General features: G+C 44.6%; 13 protein-coding genes. All 13 read right to left on the reverse strand.

The features are described from left to right. Positions 1-99: 99 nt before the first annotated feature. The 13 genes from AC5JPT_RS05825 to AC5JPT_RS05885 all read right to left on the reverse strand — a co-directional run bounded on the left by AC5JPT_RS05825 (position 100) and on the right by AC5JPT_RS05885 (position 15,426). Entirely contained in the window at positions 100-1,071 is a 972-nt protein-coding gene (locus tag AC5JPT_RS05825) for an OmpA family protein (protein WP_493857437.1), read from the reverse strand. A 612-nt stretch (positions 1,072-1,683) separates the two neighbouring features. After that, complete coding sequence (locus AC5JPT_RS05830; RefSeq protein ID WP_493852192.1) at positions 1,684-2,097, reverse strand: PaaI family thioesterase; 414 nt, start codon at positions 2,095-2,097, stop codon at positions 1,684-1,686. A gap of 137 nt (positions 2,098-2,234) precedes the next feature. Further along, positions 2,235-2,777, reverse strand: a complete 543-nt coding sequence (locus AC5JPT_RS05835; protein WP_493857438.1) for a DUF3124 domain-containing protein — start codon at positions 2,775-2,777, stop codon at positions 2,235-2,237. Positions 2,778-2,820: 43 nt separating this feature from the next. Continuing rightward, positions 2,821-3,522 (reverse strand): potassium channel family protein, encoded by a 702-nt coding sequence (locus tag AC5JPT_RS05840; RefSeq protein WP_290175978.1) that lies wholly within the window; start codon positions 3,520-3,522, stop codon positions 2,821-2,823. Between the two features lie 67 nt (positions 3,523-3,589). Next, complete coding sequence (locus AC5JPT_RS05845) at positions 3,590-5,350, reverse strand: TrkH family potassium uptake protein (protein WP_493857439.1); 1,761 nt, start codon at positions 5,348-5,350, stop codon at positions 3,590-3,592. Positions 5,351-5,550: 200 nt separating this feature from the next. After that, on the reverse strand, positions 5,551-6,492 hold the full coding sequence (locus AC5JPT_RS05850) for a DMT family transporter (protein ID WP_493857440.1): 942 nt from the start codon (positions 6,490-6,492) through the stop codon (positions 5,551-5,553). A gap of 56 nt (positions 6,493-6,548) precedes the next feature. Next, positions 6,549-7,697 carry a flavin monoamine oxidase family protein gene (locus AC5JPT_RS05855; RefSeq protein ID WP_493857441.1) on the reverse strand — a complete coding sequence of 383 codons (1,149 nt, stop codon included), beginning with the start codon at positions 7,695-7,697 and terminating at the stop codon, positions 6,549-6,551. Between the two features lie 41 nt (positions 7,698-7,738). Then, positions 7,739-8,161, reverse strand: a complete 423-nt coding sequence (locus AC5JPT_RS05860; RefSeq protein WP_493857442.1) for a tetratricopeptide repeat protein — start codon at positions 8,159-8,161, stop codon at positions 7,739-7,741. 176 nt (positions 8,162-8,337) lie between these two features. Beyond that, the gene (locus AC5JPT_RS05865) at positions 8,338-8,826 is read right to left on the reverse strand and encodes a M48 family metallopeptidase (RefSeq protein WP_319052195.1); all 489 of its coding nucleotides are present in this window, start codon (positions 8,824-8,826) and stop codon (positions 8,338-8,340) included. 258 nt (positions 8,827-9,084) lie between these two features. Continuing rightward, positions 9,085-11,130, reverse strand: a complete 2,046-nt coding sequence (betT, locus tag AC5JPT_RS05870; protein WP_493857443.1) for a choline BCCT transporter BetT — start codon at positions 11,128-11,130, stop codon at positions 9,085-9,087. 280 nt (positions 11,131-11,410) lie between these two features. After that, positions 11,411-13,111, reverse strand: coding sequence for a choline dehydrogenase (gene betA / locus AC5JPT_RS05875; protein ID WP_493857444.1), 1,701 nt, complete (start codon positions 13,109-13,111; stop codon positions 11,411-11,413). A 104-nt stretch (positions 13,112-13,215) separates the two neighbouring features. Continuing rightward, positions 13,216-14,718, reverse strand: coding sequence for a betaine-aldehyde dehydrogenase (gene betB / locus AC5JPT_RS05880; RefSeq protein WP_493857445.1), 1,503 nt, complete (start codon positions 14,716-14,718; stop codon positions 13,216-13,218). 117 nt (positions 14,719-14,835) lie between these two features. Beyond that, positions 14,836-15,426 carry a TetR/AcrR family transcriptional regulator gene (locus AC5JPT_RS05885; protein ID WP_493857446.1) on the reverse strand — a complete coding sequence of 197 codons (591 nt, stop codon included), beginning with the start codon at positions 15,424-15,426 and terminating at the stop codon, positions 14,836-14,838. Position 15,427: the final 1 nt, after the last annotated feature.

Below are 15,427 nucleotides of genomic sequence, written 5' to 3' on the forward strand. Positions count from 1 at the left end.
GATATAATTATATTAGGCAGCGTTAGTTGCCAAAGAGTAATTTCTTGAGGCTATCCTAAATGATTCAAATTCATTTAGGATAGCCCTTAGTCATCCATTTTATGGACGTTCTTCTACTACAGCGATGACGCGGCGATTAAGCTGTCTTCCTGCTGCAGTATCATTACTTGCTCTTGGCTGCGACTCGCCATAGCCAATAGCACTTATACGGTTGGGTGCAACACCGAACTCGTTAACTAGTATCTCTTTCACTGCGTTGACTCGGCGCTGTGATAATGCTTGATTGTAGTCATTTTGACCACGGCTATCTGTATGTCCCTCGATAGTTACCACAGTATTCGGGTACTGCTTCATAAACGTGACCAGTTCGGTCGTTTTTGCATAATAGGCTGGACGTACCATCGACTTGTCTGTCTCAAACAATATTTCAAGATCAATAGATATTCTTTCGGATAATGCTGGTGTCGGTGTTTTGATAACAGCAGGTGGATTAATTGGTGGTGCGGCTATGATAGGTAATGGGCAGTTAGGAACAACGCGACTGATTTGATGAGACTGATAACGCTTTTTCTCTAGTAGTTGCAATGCGCTAGCGGTAGTGATCTGCTCTAAGGTGCTTTGACCCTTTTGAGCCATATTCACATAAAAAAAGTAAGTTTGACCGCCTACTAACTCATACTCTTTTTTATTTTCCAGCAAGTTATTGTCCTTAAACCCCGTGGCATGAGCGCTTAATTGGTTTATACCAACACATGATTCAACAACCGTATAGTTGCCTGCATGGAGACTCACTTGAAACCGATTGTTTACTGCGATGTTGGCACTCGTTTGTTCAGAGTAACGGTCATTGGATCTAATAAATACCAAACGGGTTTTATCAGAAGATACATTTTGGTCTAATATATAGCTGATATCAGCATCAGTTTGGTTGTTCCATGCAACCTTACTCACATGGCGACTATCTCCATCGTTATCGATACTGTTGTTACCAGTCACAGAGCACGCTGTCATTCCTAATAACATGATCGGTAAGACAATGATATTGATAGACTTTCTGAGTATATTTTCCATGACTACTCCCTTACTTACTGTATTCCGAATCACCTTTGAACACTTATGTATACTTTTATGCTACCTGTTACTATAGTTGCATACCAGTACGGTCAAACCATCCAACCGACCGTACATCGCTTTTTACCTGAAAATTTTACCCTAAGTCATTAATTTTATTAATATAAATAAATTATCCGGATCGCTTTATCGTACAAAAACCTCTCATTCTTCTGAGCAGGTGCTATCTTACATGAAAATTCATCCCATAATTAAACAAACTATTGTTTATTTAAATATTTATAAAAATAATAGTTGCTGGTTCTTTAATGTTGCAAAATAAATGCCAACTCATACCACCTTTTAGAAATCCGTACTGCCATAAAATAAACCTCGCAAGCTGTTATGCTTGGCGAGGTTTTTTTTATGCAGAGTATTCTGTAGTAGTGACTACGCTAATGACTGTCATTCAATAACTCAAAGGTAATGATTAAATCATGACGATAAGTCATTTCGATGAGATCTAATATTGCAATATGATGGTCTGGATCTCTGAGTCTATAATACTCAATGCGTACTAATCTAACGATAAAAGACTTATTACTCAAGCAATATATACTATGAAGTAAAAGTTTATATACGCTGAGGCGGTACAGAATAGGTGCCGACTACGTGTGCGACAACGTCATCCGAGCCTTCCGAATACAGAGACACCTCACCCACTATCAGCGCTCGCCCTACTTTGAGTAAGGTGCATTCAGCGATAATACGAGCATCTGCTGATGGTTTACGCAAAAAATTAATCGTCAGGCTGGTCGTCACGGTCAAGGGCACGATGCCGATTTTTCCCAGTATCGCCACATAGATGGCGACATCAGCGACGGCCATCATGACAGGTCCCGACACGGTACCGCCGGGACGTAGCTCATTGATACCAATCTCGTGTGATAAGGTCGCGCCATGCGCGCTTACTGCTTCAACGACGCATTTTGTTTGGGGGAACTCCATTGCCATAAAGGCGTTAATTTCTTCTTTGGTTGCAGACATAATTCTTCCTTGAATGTCACTGTCTCGAATATCACTACCTTGAATATCGCTATATTAAATGTCGCTATATTAAATGGAACTACCGCTATTGCCGTTGTTAACACTGCCGACATTGCTATTTTCTTTAACACATCCGATTAATGTATCACAGGCGTGCCTTCGGTACTAAACGCAAATCCTTTATTGCTAAAATTCCCAATCATGACTGCTTCGATCACAGGTTTGACCGTCTCATCCACCCCTTCAACTTCGATAATAAAGTTAGCACCGGCGCCGCCTTCGTTCTCTTCTTTTTCAACGATATAGTTAAGCGTGGCCATCGCAGGTAGCTCGATTGGCTTGTCTATATAGGACTTGACAAGAGTGCCATCGGTATCGTAGTAATCAATTTTATTGATATATAGTGATTTTTCCAACGTGGTATTGCGTACGCTCAACGTCGCAGCCAGTAACACTTTACGATTGTCTTTATCGGTATAGATATCCGAATAAATGGGCACATAAAAGGTTTCTTTATAGCTGAACTCGCTACGATCCACATTGGACGTCACCTCTAACGCCTCAATCGGGTCCTGTTGATTCTCGGATAGGGTGACGTTCGGATCTTGCGCGGACGGATCACAGCCAGACAGTAGTGCCATAGCGGCAACCAATAGAGCGGCTACACTGCGCTTATTCATAAACTTCCCCTGTATCTTCTTATGCCACTACGCTGTTGAGCCGTTATTTGATTTTCACACCCACACTACGTAAAAACTGGTTGATGTGTTTGTTCGCGCCATAAATGACCAGTACATCGTGGTCTTTTAATACTTGCTCTGGCGTTGCCAATCCCTGAATGCTCGGTTTGCTCTGAGTACGACCAAAGCTGTCTTCATAATACTCATAGCGCAAGGTACTAAGCAATCGTATATTGAACTTTTGCTCCAATTGCAATTCATCGATGGTCTTACCGATCAATACACTTGGAATATTAATCTCTACCATACTGAAGTTATCGCTTAACTCAAACGAATCGACAAAATAACGTAGCGACAGTCGTTTGGCCCAGCGATTGGCCGCTTCTTTTTCAGGATGAATCAAATCGTCCACCCCAATAGCCTGTAGGACTTTTTCGTGCAGTGGGTTGATACTGCGGCTGATCAACCGCTTTGCTTTTAGGGTCTTAAATAACGCTGTTGCCATCACGTTTGCGCCCTGATCTTCGCCAACTGCCACGATGACGATGTCAGTATCAATGATGGGTAAGCCGCTTACGGTATACTCATCTGTGGCATCCATACAAAGCGTATGAGAGATAACTTCCTTATACGCTTCGACCCTTTGCATATTGCTATCAATGCCAATCACTTCATGCCCTTGGCTAGTCAATGCAGAGCCTAGTGACGCGCCAAAATTCCCCAATCCTACGATAATATACTTCATAACCTTGATGACCTTTTTTAAACTATATTTTTCGCTTCTGAACGTAAAATTATTTATGTATAAAAATTTAGTTAATCGTAATTTCCTCAGTTGGATAGCGATAATTGCGTTGGCGCATGTTTTTGAGTAGCGCAATAAATATCGTTAGCATACTGACCCGACCAACAAACATAATGACCGATATCACCACTTTGCTAAAATCTGACAAATCTGCTGTTAGATTCAAACTCAGCCCTACTGTACTGTATGCTGAAAAACACTCAAACACTACTTTGATCAAATCAAGCTCTGGCTGATCATAGCTAATGAGCGTCACACCCGTACCGATGACCAGCAGTGACAACCACATAATAGAAAATGCGCGGCGCACGGAGATCTCCGCAATTTGACGTTTGAATACCTCGATCTTTGTTTGCCCACGGGCTAGACTGAGTGTATTCAATAAGGCAATCGCAAAGGTACTGGTCTTAATACCGCCCCCTGTCGAGTTTGGTGACGCGCCAATCCACATCAAAAATATCGTCAGCATGATCGTTGGGAATGCAAGCTCACCCATATCAATCACATTGAATCCTGCGGTTCGCGGCGTGGCAGCGGTAAAGAATCCTGTGACAAGCTTACCAAAAATACTGGTATGGTCAGCGAGCACATTATCGTATTCAAATATCATCACTCCAATCAGACCGACCAGCAATAGCGCACCAGTCGTAATCAAGGTAATGCGGCTATTGATGTTGAGCAACCAAGGCTGATAAAAATAGCGCTGATCATGACGATACAGTAGTCGCTCGATGCGATGCCGTAGATAGCGCAGTACATTGACCACGATGGTAAAACCCATACCGCCAAAGATAAAGGTCATCGCCACGATCAGCTGTAGCGGGTAATTAAAGCGCAGCGAATCGTCATACATGCCCGCACTAAAGGTCGAAAACCCCGCATTACAAAAAGCTGAAATTGCATGAAAAATCGAAAAGAACAACTGCTCAGACCAATTCATATCGGGTATATCATAGATACTGATATAAATCAGTGCCGCTGCTACTGCTTCAACACCGAAAGTCACGTATAAGATTGACTTCAAGGTCGAGACTACGTTGCCCATACCGCGCATATACGACATCTCGCTGATACTCGCTTGCGTCTCATAACTGACGCCGCCCTTAAAAAAGTAACTAAAATAAGTCACGAATGTCAAAATACCTAAGCCACCGACTTGTATTAAGCCCATAATAATGGCCTGTCCAAACGTCGTAAAATGGGTCGCTGTATCCACGACAATAAGTCCTGTTACGCAAACCGCACTGGTCGCGGTAAAGAGCGCATCAATAAAGGATAACGGCTGCGTCGTTGCATTGGGCATCATTAGCAGCAGGGCACCTGCCAGCACCACCGCCAAAAAGCTTAGAATAAAAAACTGCGCAGGATGTAGAAAGGTACGATTAAGATTAAACTCGTGATCAGACAGTTCACGGATAAAGGTGACAAACACCGCTATTTTTATCGCGACGAAGCCATCAACAGCGGCAGACAACCCAAAACGCATCAGGTCAGTAAAGTGTGCCGCAAGTAAAATAATAATAGCGATACTGGTAAAGGCATCGAATACCGCCACTTTATTGAGCGTGAACGGCTTATTTGTGTAGATATAACGGCCAACCGTCACTACAAAGCTCAAAAAAATAATGACTAGATAAAAAATATGGAAACCTTGTTGTAGCCACATCGGCAGTGTAAAACCACTATCCAATAAAGCAACAACGACTCCGATGATGCTAATAAGAATCGTGACATTATTTAATAACCGATAACGCGTGGCTGCATTCATAGCCTGAATCCAAGACAACAATAACCCCGATACTTATACTCCTTTTTTGCCATATTCACAAAAATTGATTTGAGATAATCGTAACCAATTATGGGATCAATATAAGCTGTATGAGTAATTAAGATGGGTTATCAAATACTTACACGATTATAGATCTTTTATTGATGTACTTGCCCATTGGCGCGTTTACTAAGCGCCCTTCATTCTTCTTTCACTATGACCGTCGACATTTTTACGCCGCCCCATGTCACCAATGCGACGCCAATAGCAATCAGACAACCTCCCAACAGTAAACCCTCAGGTGGATGCTCTCCTTGCAAAAATATCGCAATAGGGACACCAAAGATGGCCCCGACCGCCCCCAGCAGACTGAGTAAAACAGGACCGCCTGTTTTCTGTAAAAGAAACAGTAATAAAAACTGACCAGCGAATACACCTGCCTGTACGGCTATTAATCCTAATGGTAGCCCACTCTCTAAAGGTATCGTGACAGAAAAGTTAAATACCGCACTAAATAAAGCCAGCAGTAGAGAGGCGGCGACTAGCATCCCCGGAGCGAGTGCACTAAATGCGGCATTATCAGGCCAGCGTAGTGTCCGGTATATGTTGCCGATGGCGAGTAGTACTGGTCCACACAGCGCGACCAAAATCCAAAACACGCTGGTATCTGGGGCGGAGAGCTTATGGATAGCCAACACTCCTGCTCCTAATAGTGCCGCAGCGACACCAAGCGCACGAGTGAGATAGAAGCGCTCTATGCGCAGCAGCAGTGCGCCAAGATACGTTAGCAATGGAGGTAAGGATATAATAAGAGCGACAAATCCTGCGCCAACATGAGGAATCGCTGAAAACAACAGTAAGTTGGCAGCCGCCACACTGACAAAGGCAGCAACGAAATAGTACTCGAAGCTTCTGGCACTAAAAGGAAGTGTTTCTTGTCTAATGAAGGCAACTATCATTAGGATAATAGCTGCACCAGTGATCGACCAAAACAAAAACGCTAGTGGCGTAAGACCGGTATCGACAGCATATTTGGCGAGATTGGTTGAGATACCTGTGAGCGCGCCACCGACCAGCAGGCAAGCAACAGGTACTAGCCAAGTCGCATTATGGTCAGGTTTTTGCTTGAGGGAGTCATTCATCAACTATCCTATTAGATGACGATGTTTTTGTATAACTATAGGTTTTCTGGCGATATTCACTCTTTGGACAATACTGTCGCAGGCAAGCTTTGTACTGCTATGGCTGCCGCATCAATAGCACCAGCAATATAACCAGGAAACTGTGCTGACCACTCACTACCGCAGCCTGTCAGATGGTCTTGCCATACGTCTGTTTTTGGTTTGGCTGGTGGTGCTACGGCATGTTGCCCGTTGCCATTAATATCAGCAGGCATCGCTGTTAGTGGGTCTTGCGCCCAGTCCTTGAGATACTCAGCTACCGGACTACTCGCCTGCGTACCAAACAGACGTACCAATTGCGCGCGGCAGTGTTGTTTTAGCACGATATCAGAGACACTTTGCCGTGCCTGCGCGGGTACACCAAAGAAGCCAAATAGGGCACCATGACTGTCTACAGTAGAAGCATCATGTATTTCGGTGAGTGGTCCTATCGCACTACGCGCTACCCCTGAGAGACCATTATCTCGCCAAAATGGCGTTTCATAGACTGCCACATATTTGGCATGGGGCGCCATCCACGTTGCTGTCTGTTGCCACAGTGTCATTAGCTCCTGTGGTAGTGCTGGCTCAAATGCTATCCGACCCGCTACCAGTCTAGGCGGTAGCGCAAGCAGGACATGCCGCGCTCGAGATATGGTCACTTGTCCAGAGGCATCTACGCTCTGTACGTTGATATACTCACCTACTCTACTTAACTGCTGCACAGTTTGATTGGTGATGATGCTTTTAGCGTCTAAGCGGGCATATAGCGCCTCAATCAAAGTCGTCATTCCACCGACTAGACGCATAGAAGACGGCGCGCTTTTGTAACCTTGCATTCGTACGGGCGGCTGATCAGTAGCACGCTCAACCATCATATCGCCAGCTTCAAACTGCGTAAAACGTGATAAATTTAGTGATTCAATGAGCGTACTTAACTGCGTCTGATAGTCAGGCCAAAACCAAGACGGTCCCAAATCAAATGCATCATCTTTATTAGCCATACCTGTGTCAGCAGCAGCCTGTCCATTATTGAGCGCGCCTGAGAAATTAGCGACTGCAATACGACCGCCTAATCTATCACGTGCTTCTAGCAGTCTATAGGCGATACCTTTTTGCTCCAACAAAAAGGCAGCATACAGTCCACTTAGCCCGCCGCCAACAATCACTACAGGTACGTCTTGCATATCAGATTACTCAATTCATAGAAGATTGATTATAGCTGAGACTACTCTGCCAATAGCTTGGTAAGCATCTCATCGATCTCAACCTTAAATTCTGTGTCTTCAATTTTGTTTGCCGTGACTTTAGCATTCTGCAAACTTTGGATGGCCGTTTCTTTCTCACCCATCTCAAGCTGTAGTACCGCCATAGAAAAAGCGATTGAGGACATATGATCTTTTGAGTTGATAGCAGTGGCTTTGATTAGTGCTTTGTCATAGATAACCAATGCCTCATCTAAATCCTCTGTAAAATCAGCCAGAGTTTCCCATTGCTCTGGATGGTCTTTATCCGTATTTTCGTTGTCGGTACAAATAGCTTTTAGCTCAGCATAAAGCTCGTCAAATTTCGCTTGATTGCCTCTACGATCGGCTTCTAATAGCTCTTCGGCTAACGTATAGATGGCTTTATAGATTTTGGTATTGATCATTTTTTTCTCTATTTTTAGTAAGGTGATAAAAGAGTACGTATGTGTATTTATGGTTTAATGGCGAATAGTTTGATGGCGAAAAATTTAATACAGGCAAGCTTAGCACGGTTACTGCTAATGATGAGTGTTTTCAGTTATCAGCAAACACATGGTATGGCTATATAACGTCCATGCCATCAGCGCTCTTGCCAATGTAACCATAAACGCATATCCAGCTCCAGTTGGTGATATTCAGGCTCCATATGACAGCACAACTGATAAAACGCCTTGTTGTGGTCATGCTCTTTAAAATGTGCAAGCTCATGCACCACTATCATGCGCAAAAAATCTGGTGGCGCGTCTTTGAACAGACTGGCCACCGTGATGCTATTGTGCGATTTAAGCTTACTGCCTTGTACCCGAGACTGTGTGGTATGCATTCCTAGCGCATGTTTTAAAACCTTTAACTTACTGCTATAGCTGACATTTGATAGCGGGCCAATCTTGCGCATGTATTGGTTTTTTATCTCATTAATATAGTGATAGAGCGCCTTATCACTTTGGATCTCATGCTGGGTGGGGTATTTGTTTTTGAGATATACCCCTAACCTGCCATCACTCATCATCTCTGCAACTTGAGTTTGAATGTGCTCTGGATAATGAGCAATGTATTTTAATGTAGTCACAACGATATCCTTTGCTTGAATGCTCAAATTTATTTGCTGATTAGCACAGTCTTAGTTAATTTTACCTTATACATGCTGCTTGTATTGACTTCTTGCTTTATTAATTCATTACTCTAACTGGTCATCATCTGCTTTCTGACTGAATTTTTGTCATAAAGAAACCCCATAAGCTGTCGTCAACTTATGGGGTGTTTTCTTATATAAGCGTTCAATGATGAGCTATCGTACCTATATAAATGGATAGCTATTTATAGTCAATTAACGCTCTAGATGTAGATACTGCAAGTGACGCTCGTACTGATTGAGAATATCGACCAGTACCTGCTCTTTGGTATAACCAACCAAGTCATACTCTTGCGACCCTTCTCTCAAGAATACCTCAGCACGATAATAGTACTCTGCATGCTTGCTTGACGTATTCAGCGTAAAGTTAGGACGCTCAGCTTTGATCAAATGTACTTCATAGATAAAGTCATCTTCATCACCATGACCGACACGCAGTTTTAGACCGTCAACTTGACCGCTGTCTTGATCCATACCAGCATCGATACCTTCACCAATACTCGCAAGATTATGGATATCTAGCGAGGTTTTTAGACCACCCGCTTCGAACTCTTTTTCGACATCACTCATGGCAGGCATCACCACAGTGTGCAAGAATTTTTCGACCTGCGCATGTCCTGGGAAGCTCACAATACGTTGCAAGCGGGCTTTCCAGCCTTTACCGTTATCAAGGACATTGGCAGTACCAACAGTACTCGCTTTGCGTTTGTTGCCTTCTTCTTTTAGTGACTTCCACATAGCTATCATGTAGAGCACAAGAATGATAGAGAATGGCAAGCCTGCGATCACAGAGACCGACTGCAATGAGCCAAAACCACCAGCAAACAATAAGCCTAGCGTAATAAGACCCGTTGCCGCTGCCCAGAACAAACGCAGCCATACCGGTGCATCAGTATCATTAGTCATGCCTCGTGAGCTCAAGTTTGCAAGTACTAATGCACCTGAATCCGCTGAGGTCACAAAGAATATCAGACCAATCACTACACCAGCAAATGACAGCACCTCGCTATAAGGGAAGTACTCAAATAACGCAAACATACCCATCGCAGCGTCATTAACAGCGATTTCGCCTAGCTCAGTTGCACCATTGGCAACCAAGTCTATTGCCGTGTTACCAAAGATAGAGAACCATGCAAAAATGAAACCCAGTGGAATAAACATCACGCCAAACACGAACTCTCGCAGCGTGCGACCACGGCTAATACGCGCAATAAATAGACCTACAAATGGTGCCCAAGCAACCCACCATGCCCAGAAAAATATCGTCCACCAAGATTTCCACTCGGCACCAGAAGCGCCATCATAAGCATAAACATCAAAAGTTTTATAAATAATGGTCTGAAAATATTGACCGATATTCTGGGTAAAGGTGTTCAATAGGTATACGGTATTGCCCATCACAAGTATGGCAAGCAATAGTAAAATTGATGACAACATGTTGAATTCAGACAGACGACGTACGCCTTTTTCGACACCTGTCATCGCAGAGATAGCAGCCGCCGCGACAACGCCCACGATGATAAGCGCCTGAACCATCTTGCTAGATTCAATGCCAAATACATGGGTCAAACCAGCGTTGGCTTGTAGCACACCAATACCTAAACTTGTCGCAATACCCATTAACGTACAGACGACACCAAAGGTATCAATACCATCGCCTAGCCAGCCCTTGATTAAGCGTTCACCAAATACTGGTGTCAGCGGCGAGCGTAGCGCTAGCGGCATGTTTTTGCGATAAGCAAAGTAAGCCAACGCCATACCAATTAAAGCATAAATACCCCAGCCATGCAGACCCCAATGCAAAAAGGTTTGCGCCAGTGCTTCGCGCATGGCCTCAGCACTAGCAGGTTCTAGACCTGTATGCGGGGTCAAATAATGCATCAATGGCTCTGATGCACCAAAGAACAATAGGTCGATACCGATACCTGCTGAGAACAGCATGGCCGCCCACGCCAAAAACGGAAATTGTGCTTTTTCGTGGTCTTGACCAAGCTTTATGTCGCCGTACTTAGAAAAACCAACAAACAATGCAAAGATACTATAAGCGGCAACCACCAACATGTAATACCAGCCAAACTTGTCTGACACCCAAGTCATGCTGGCGCTCAGCAAGGTTTCACTATAATCTGGAAAAGCAATGGTCCAGATTATCAATAAAATAGAAATAATAGCAGAGCCCAAAAACACCGTTTTGTTTAGGCTCAAAGGTTTCGTCACATCTTGTGATGGCGAACTGTACATAAAAGACCTCAATAGGTAAATTAAACAGGGTCCGATATTGCTTTGTCCGGCATAGTATTATGGATAATTGTCACACAATATATAAATCACCGCATGACGGACAAAGCAGTACCAATAAATAAAAAGCAAATAGAATTATAAACAGCTTCAACCATAACGATATTTATCGTACCAATACGTTAGCGCTGATGAAAAAGGCCTCTACTTAGAAAGGCCTTATAGTTAAAATTTTCTTATATTGTTATTTATTCAGTTACTGACATGTAGGTTTGTATTTAACTTAAATAGTCGAGAGATAGTCACGCATAGGCTCAGCGCGCAGCGGTGCACCATTGGCGACATAGTAATCTGCCGTTGATCGTGGCAACTGTACGCCTCGCATCTTGTCGACGATTTTTTCTGCCAACATGATCGTGGTGGCATTGAGATTGCCACTGATGATGTTGGGCATGATAGACGCATCGACGACGCGTAAGCCATCGATACCGTGTACCAGACCTTCACCATTGACGACGGAATCGTTGTCTTCGCCCATCGCACAAGTACAAGATGGGTGATACGCGGTCTCGCTATGGTTACGTACGTACTCATCCAACTGAGCGTCCGTTACCAAATCATCAGTCGGTGCAATAGCACGTCCACGATAAGGATCGAGCGCTGGCTGATGCATGATCTCACGCGTGATACGCATCGCTGCGCGGAACTCTTGCCAATCCTGATCATGAGACATGTAATTGAACAAAATGCTTGGATGCGCTTTTGGATCACGTGATGTGAGCTTGACGCGACCACGACTTGGTGAGCGTAACGACCCTACGTGTGCCTGAAAGCTATGCGATTTGACTGCACTACGTCCATCGTAACGTACCGCCAATGGCAAGAAATGATACTGAATATTTGGATGAGTGAACTTCTCATCAGTACGAATAAAACCGCCGCCCTCGAACTGGTTAGAGGCACCAAGACCGGTACCATTAAACAACCACTCAGCACCGATAGCAGGCTTATTCCACCATTTGTTTGCAGGGGCAATGGAGACAGGTAGCTTACATTCATACTGCATATACAGCTCTAAATGATCTTGTAGATTATTACCCACACCTGGCAACTCTAGTACTTCAGTCACGCCCGCGTCTTTTAACCACTGACCAGGGCCGATACCTGAGCGCTGCAATAGCTGAGGTGAGGCAATCGCACCAGACGAAACCACCACTTCACGAGAAGCATAAAACTTTTTGGTCTGACCGTCGTGCTCTACCTTGACACCAACGGCACGCTTACCATCAAACAAGATTACGTCAGTCAACGCCCCTGTCAAAATCGTAATATTGCTACGCGGCTTGGCACGGTCCAGATAACCGCGAGAGGTTGACGCGCGGCGACCATTAGGCGTCACGAATCGATCCATCGGACCGAAACCTTCTTGTTGATAGCCGTTTAAGTCTTCGGTACGCGGATAGCCTGCTTGTACGCCAGCTTCAATCATGGCTTGGAATAGAGGATTAACGCCTGGCTTTGAGGTAGTCATCTCAACAGGACCGCCAGCACCGTGATAGTCATTTTCGCCAACGTCGCGGTTTTCTGACTTTTTGAAATACGGTAGGCAATCCAAATACGTCCAATCTTCTAGACCTTTGATTTTTGCCCAATCATCATAATCCAGCGCATTGCCACGGATGTAGCACATACCATTGATAAGCGATGATCCGCCAAGCCCTTTACCGCGACCGCAGTCCATGACACGATTGTTCATATAGGGCTCAGGATCTGTCTTGTAGCCCCAATTATAAGTCGTGCCTTGCAATGGCATGGCAAGCGCGGCTGGCATTTGGGTGCGAAAGTCTAATCGATAATCTGGGCGACCTGCCTCTAGTAGCAATACTTTGATATTGGCATCTTGGGTCAAACGCGTGGCCAGCACATTGCCTGCCGATCCTGCACCAACAATAATATAATCGTACTCAGGTGTGGTTGATGTCATAACATACTCCATAATATTGAAAAATATAAATCGCTTGGTAGCAGTGAGGTCAAATGCACAGCGTCATCAGGCCCAAACTGCCCTCGTTTTCTCAATACCAATCATTAAAATACAGATTCAAACGCACCCAATTCTACTTGGATAGATTTGGTTTGAGTATAATGCTCAAGCGCTTCAACACCGTTTTCGCGACCAATACCTGAGTGCTTGTAACCACCGACTGGCATTTGCGCCGCTGACTCACCCCATGTGTTTAACCAGCAGATGCCTGCTTCGATCTGAGCGATGACGCGATGCGCGCGCTTCAGATCAGCCGTTACCACACCAGCTGCTAGGCCATAATCGGTATCATTAGCGCGGCGAATCACTTCCTCTTCGGTCTCATAGGTCAAGATAGACATCACTGGACCAAAGATTTCTTCACGGACAATAGTCATATCGTCGCTGCAATCAGTAAATACGGTCGGTTCGACAAAAGCACCGTTTGCAAGCTCGGCTGTCGTCACACGTGCGCCGCCCGTTAGCAGACGAGCACCGCTCTTTTTACCTTGCTCGATATAGCCAAGCACGCGCTCCATATGCGGGAAGCTGACTAATGGACCCATGTTGATGTCTTCATTCATCGGGTCACCCAGCTTGATACGATTCACACGCGTCAAGATGGCTTGCTCAAACTTTTCTTGTAGCGCTTTAGGGACAAATACTCGCGTACCATTAGTACATACTTGGCCGGTACTATAAAAGTTGGCCATCATCGCGATGTCAGCGGCGGTATCAATATCGGCATCTTCAAATATAATCAGCGGTGACTTACCACCAAGCTCTAAAGTCACGTCTTTTAAAGACGAGCTTGCTGCGCTTGACATAACTTTTTTACCTGTCGGTACGCCGCCTGTGAACGATACTTTGGCGATATCTGGATGATTGGTCAGTGCTTGACCTACTTCGTAATTACCTTGTACGACATTGAACACACCATCTGGCAATCCTGCTTCTGTAAAAATCTCAGCCAGTTTTAAGGCAGTCAGAGGAGTAACTTCTGACGGTTTAAAGATCATTGCATTGCCAGCAGCCAGTGCAGGTGCTGCTTTCCACATGGCGATCTGAATAGGATAGTTCCACGCACCGATACCAGCGACTACGCCTAACGGCTCGCGGCGAGTATAAACAAAGCTCGTATCACGCAATGGAATCTGACGACCCTCAATCATTGGTGCCAGCCCTGCATAGTACTCAACGACATCAGCACCAGTGACGATATCGACGTATTTTGTCTCGGAGTATGCTTTGCCCGTATCTTTTGTCTCAAGCAATGCCAGTACATCATTACGCGCACGTAATATCTCAACAGCCTTTGAGAGGATTCGACCACGTTCCACAGTCGTCATCGCGGCCCAGATTTTTTGACCTTTATGCGCGGCTTTTACCGCCTCATCAATCTGCTCATTGCTTGTTTGTTGGATGGTAGTCAATACCTCGCCAGTCGCTGGATTGATATCTTCAAAAGTAGTAAGCGTGTCATCGACCGCCAAGTAACGACCATTAACATAAGCAGTTTGTACTTGTTCTAGGTCAATAATGTCTGTCAAATTGTTGATATCTGTCATAAATTCTCCTTAGGACAATAGGCAAAAGCCGCCATATAAAGGCTCTTATCACATAATGTCGTCATTATTTAGTTTTGTGAATATAGTTTTCGTAGTTTTTCATTGATTAAATGTTGATTAACTCGAGCTCGTATCAAAATCACGCTGCGTCATTTTTATAAGTCGATCACGCAGCCTCTTTTTGTCTGCTATATCGACACCTGAAAAGTCCGAGAGCCAAATACCATCAGCAGTCAGACGGACCATGCATAGGGTTTCGGTATCGTCAGTTGCGGCATGTTTCTTTAATTGGGCATTGGCCCACTGAGCCCACATTTCACGTAATTCGCTATCCCCTAGCATCAACACATATAAGGTTGCTTGATTGTCATATTCTGCCTGCGCTTTTTCGCCCAGACTGATAGTGGCATCGATATAAGCACGGGTGAAAGCACCATAACTCACAGGATCCTTTGCCATAGCGGCATCTACTTCTGCCTCAAATTTGGCCATCGCATCATTGAACACTTCGATGACAAGGGCGTTTTTGGTAGCGAAATGATGCATAACGCCGCCTTTGGTTACCCCTACTGCATCAGCGACCGCCTGAAACGTTACCTTAGTCAGCCCTTGCTCTAGTGTTATCCGTGCCGCTTGATCCAGCAGCGCCCGACGAACCACTTCTGGCTGTTTTTTACGCTTATGAGCATTTTCCACTTCTATATTCATA

The sequence above is a fragment of the Psychrobacter sp. H26 genome, from assembly GCF_059073035.1.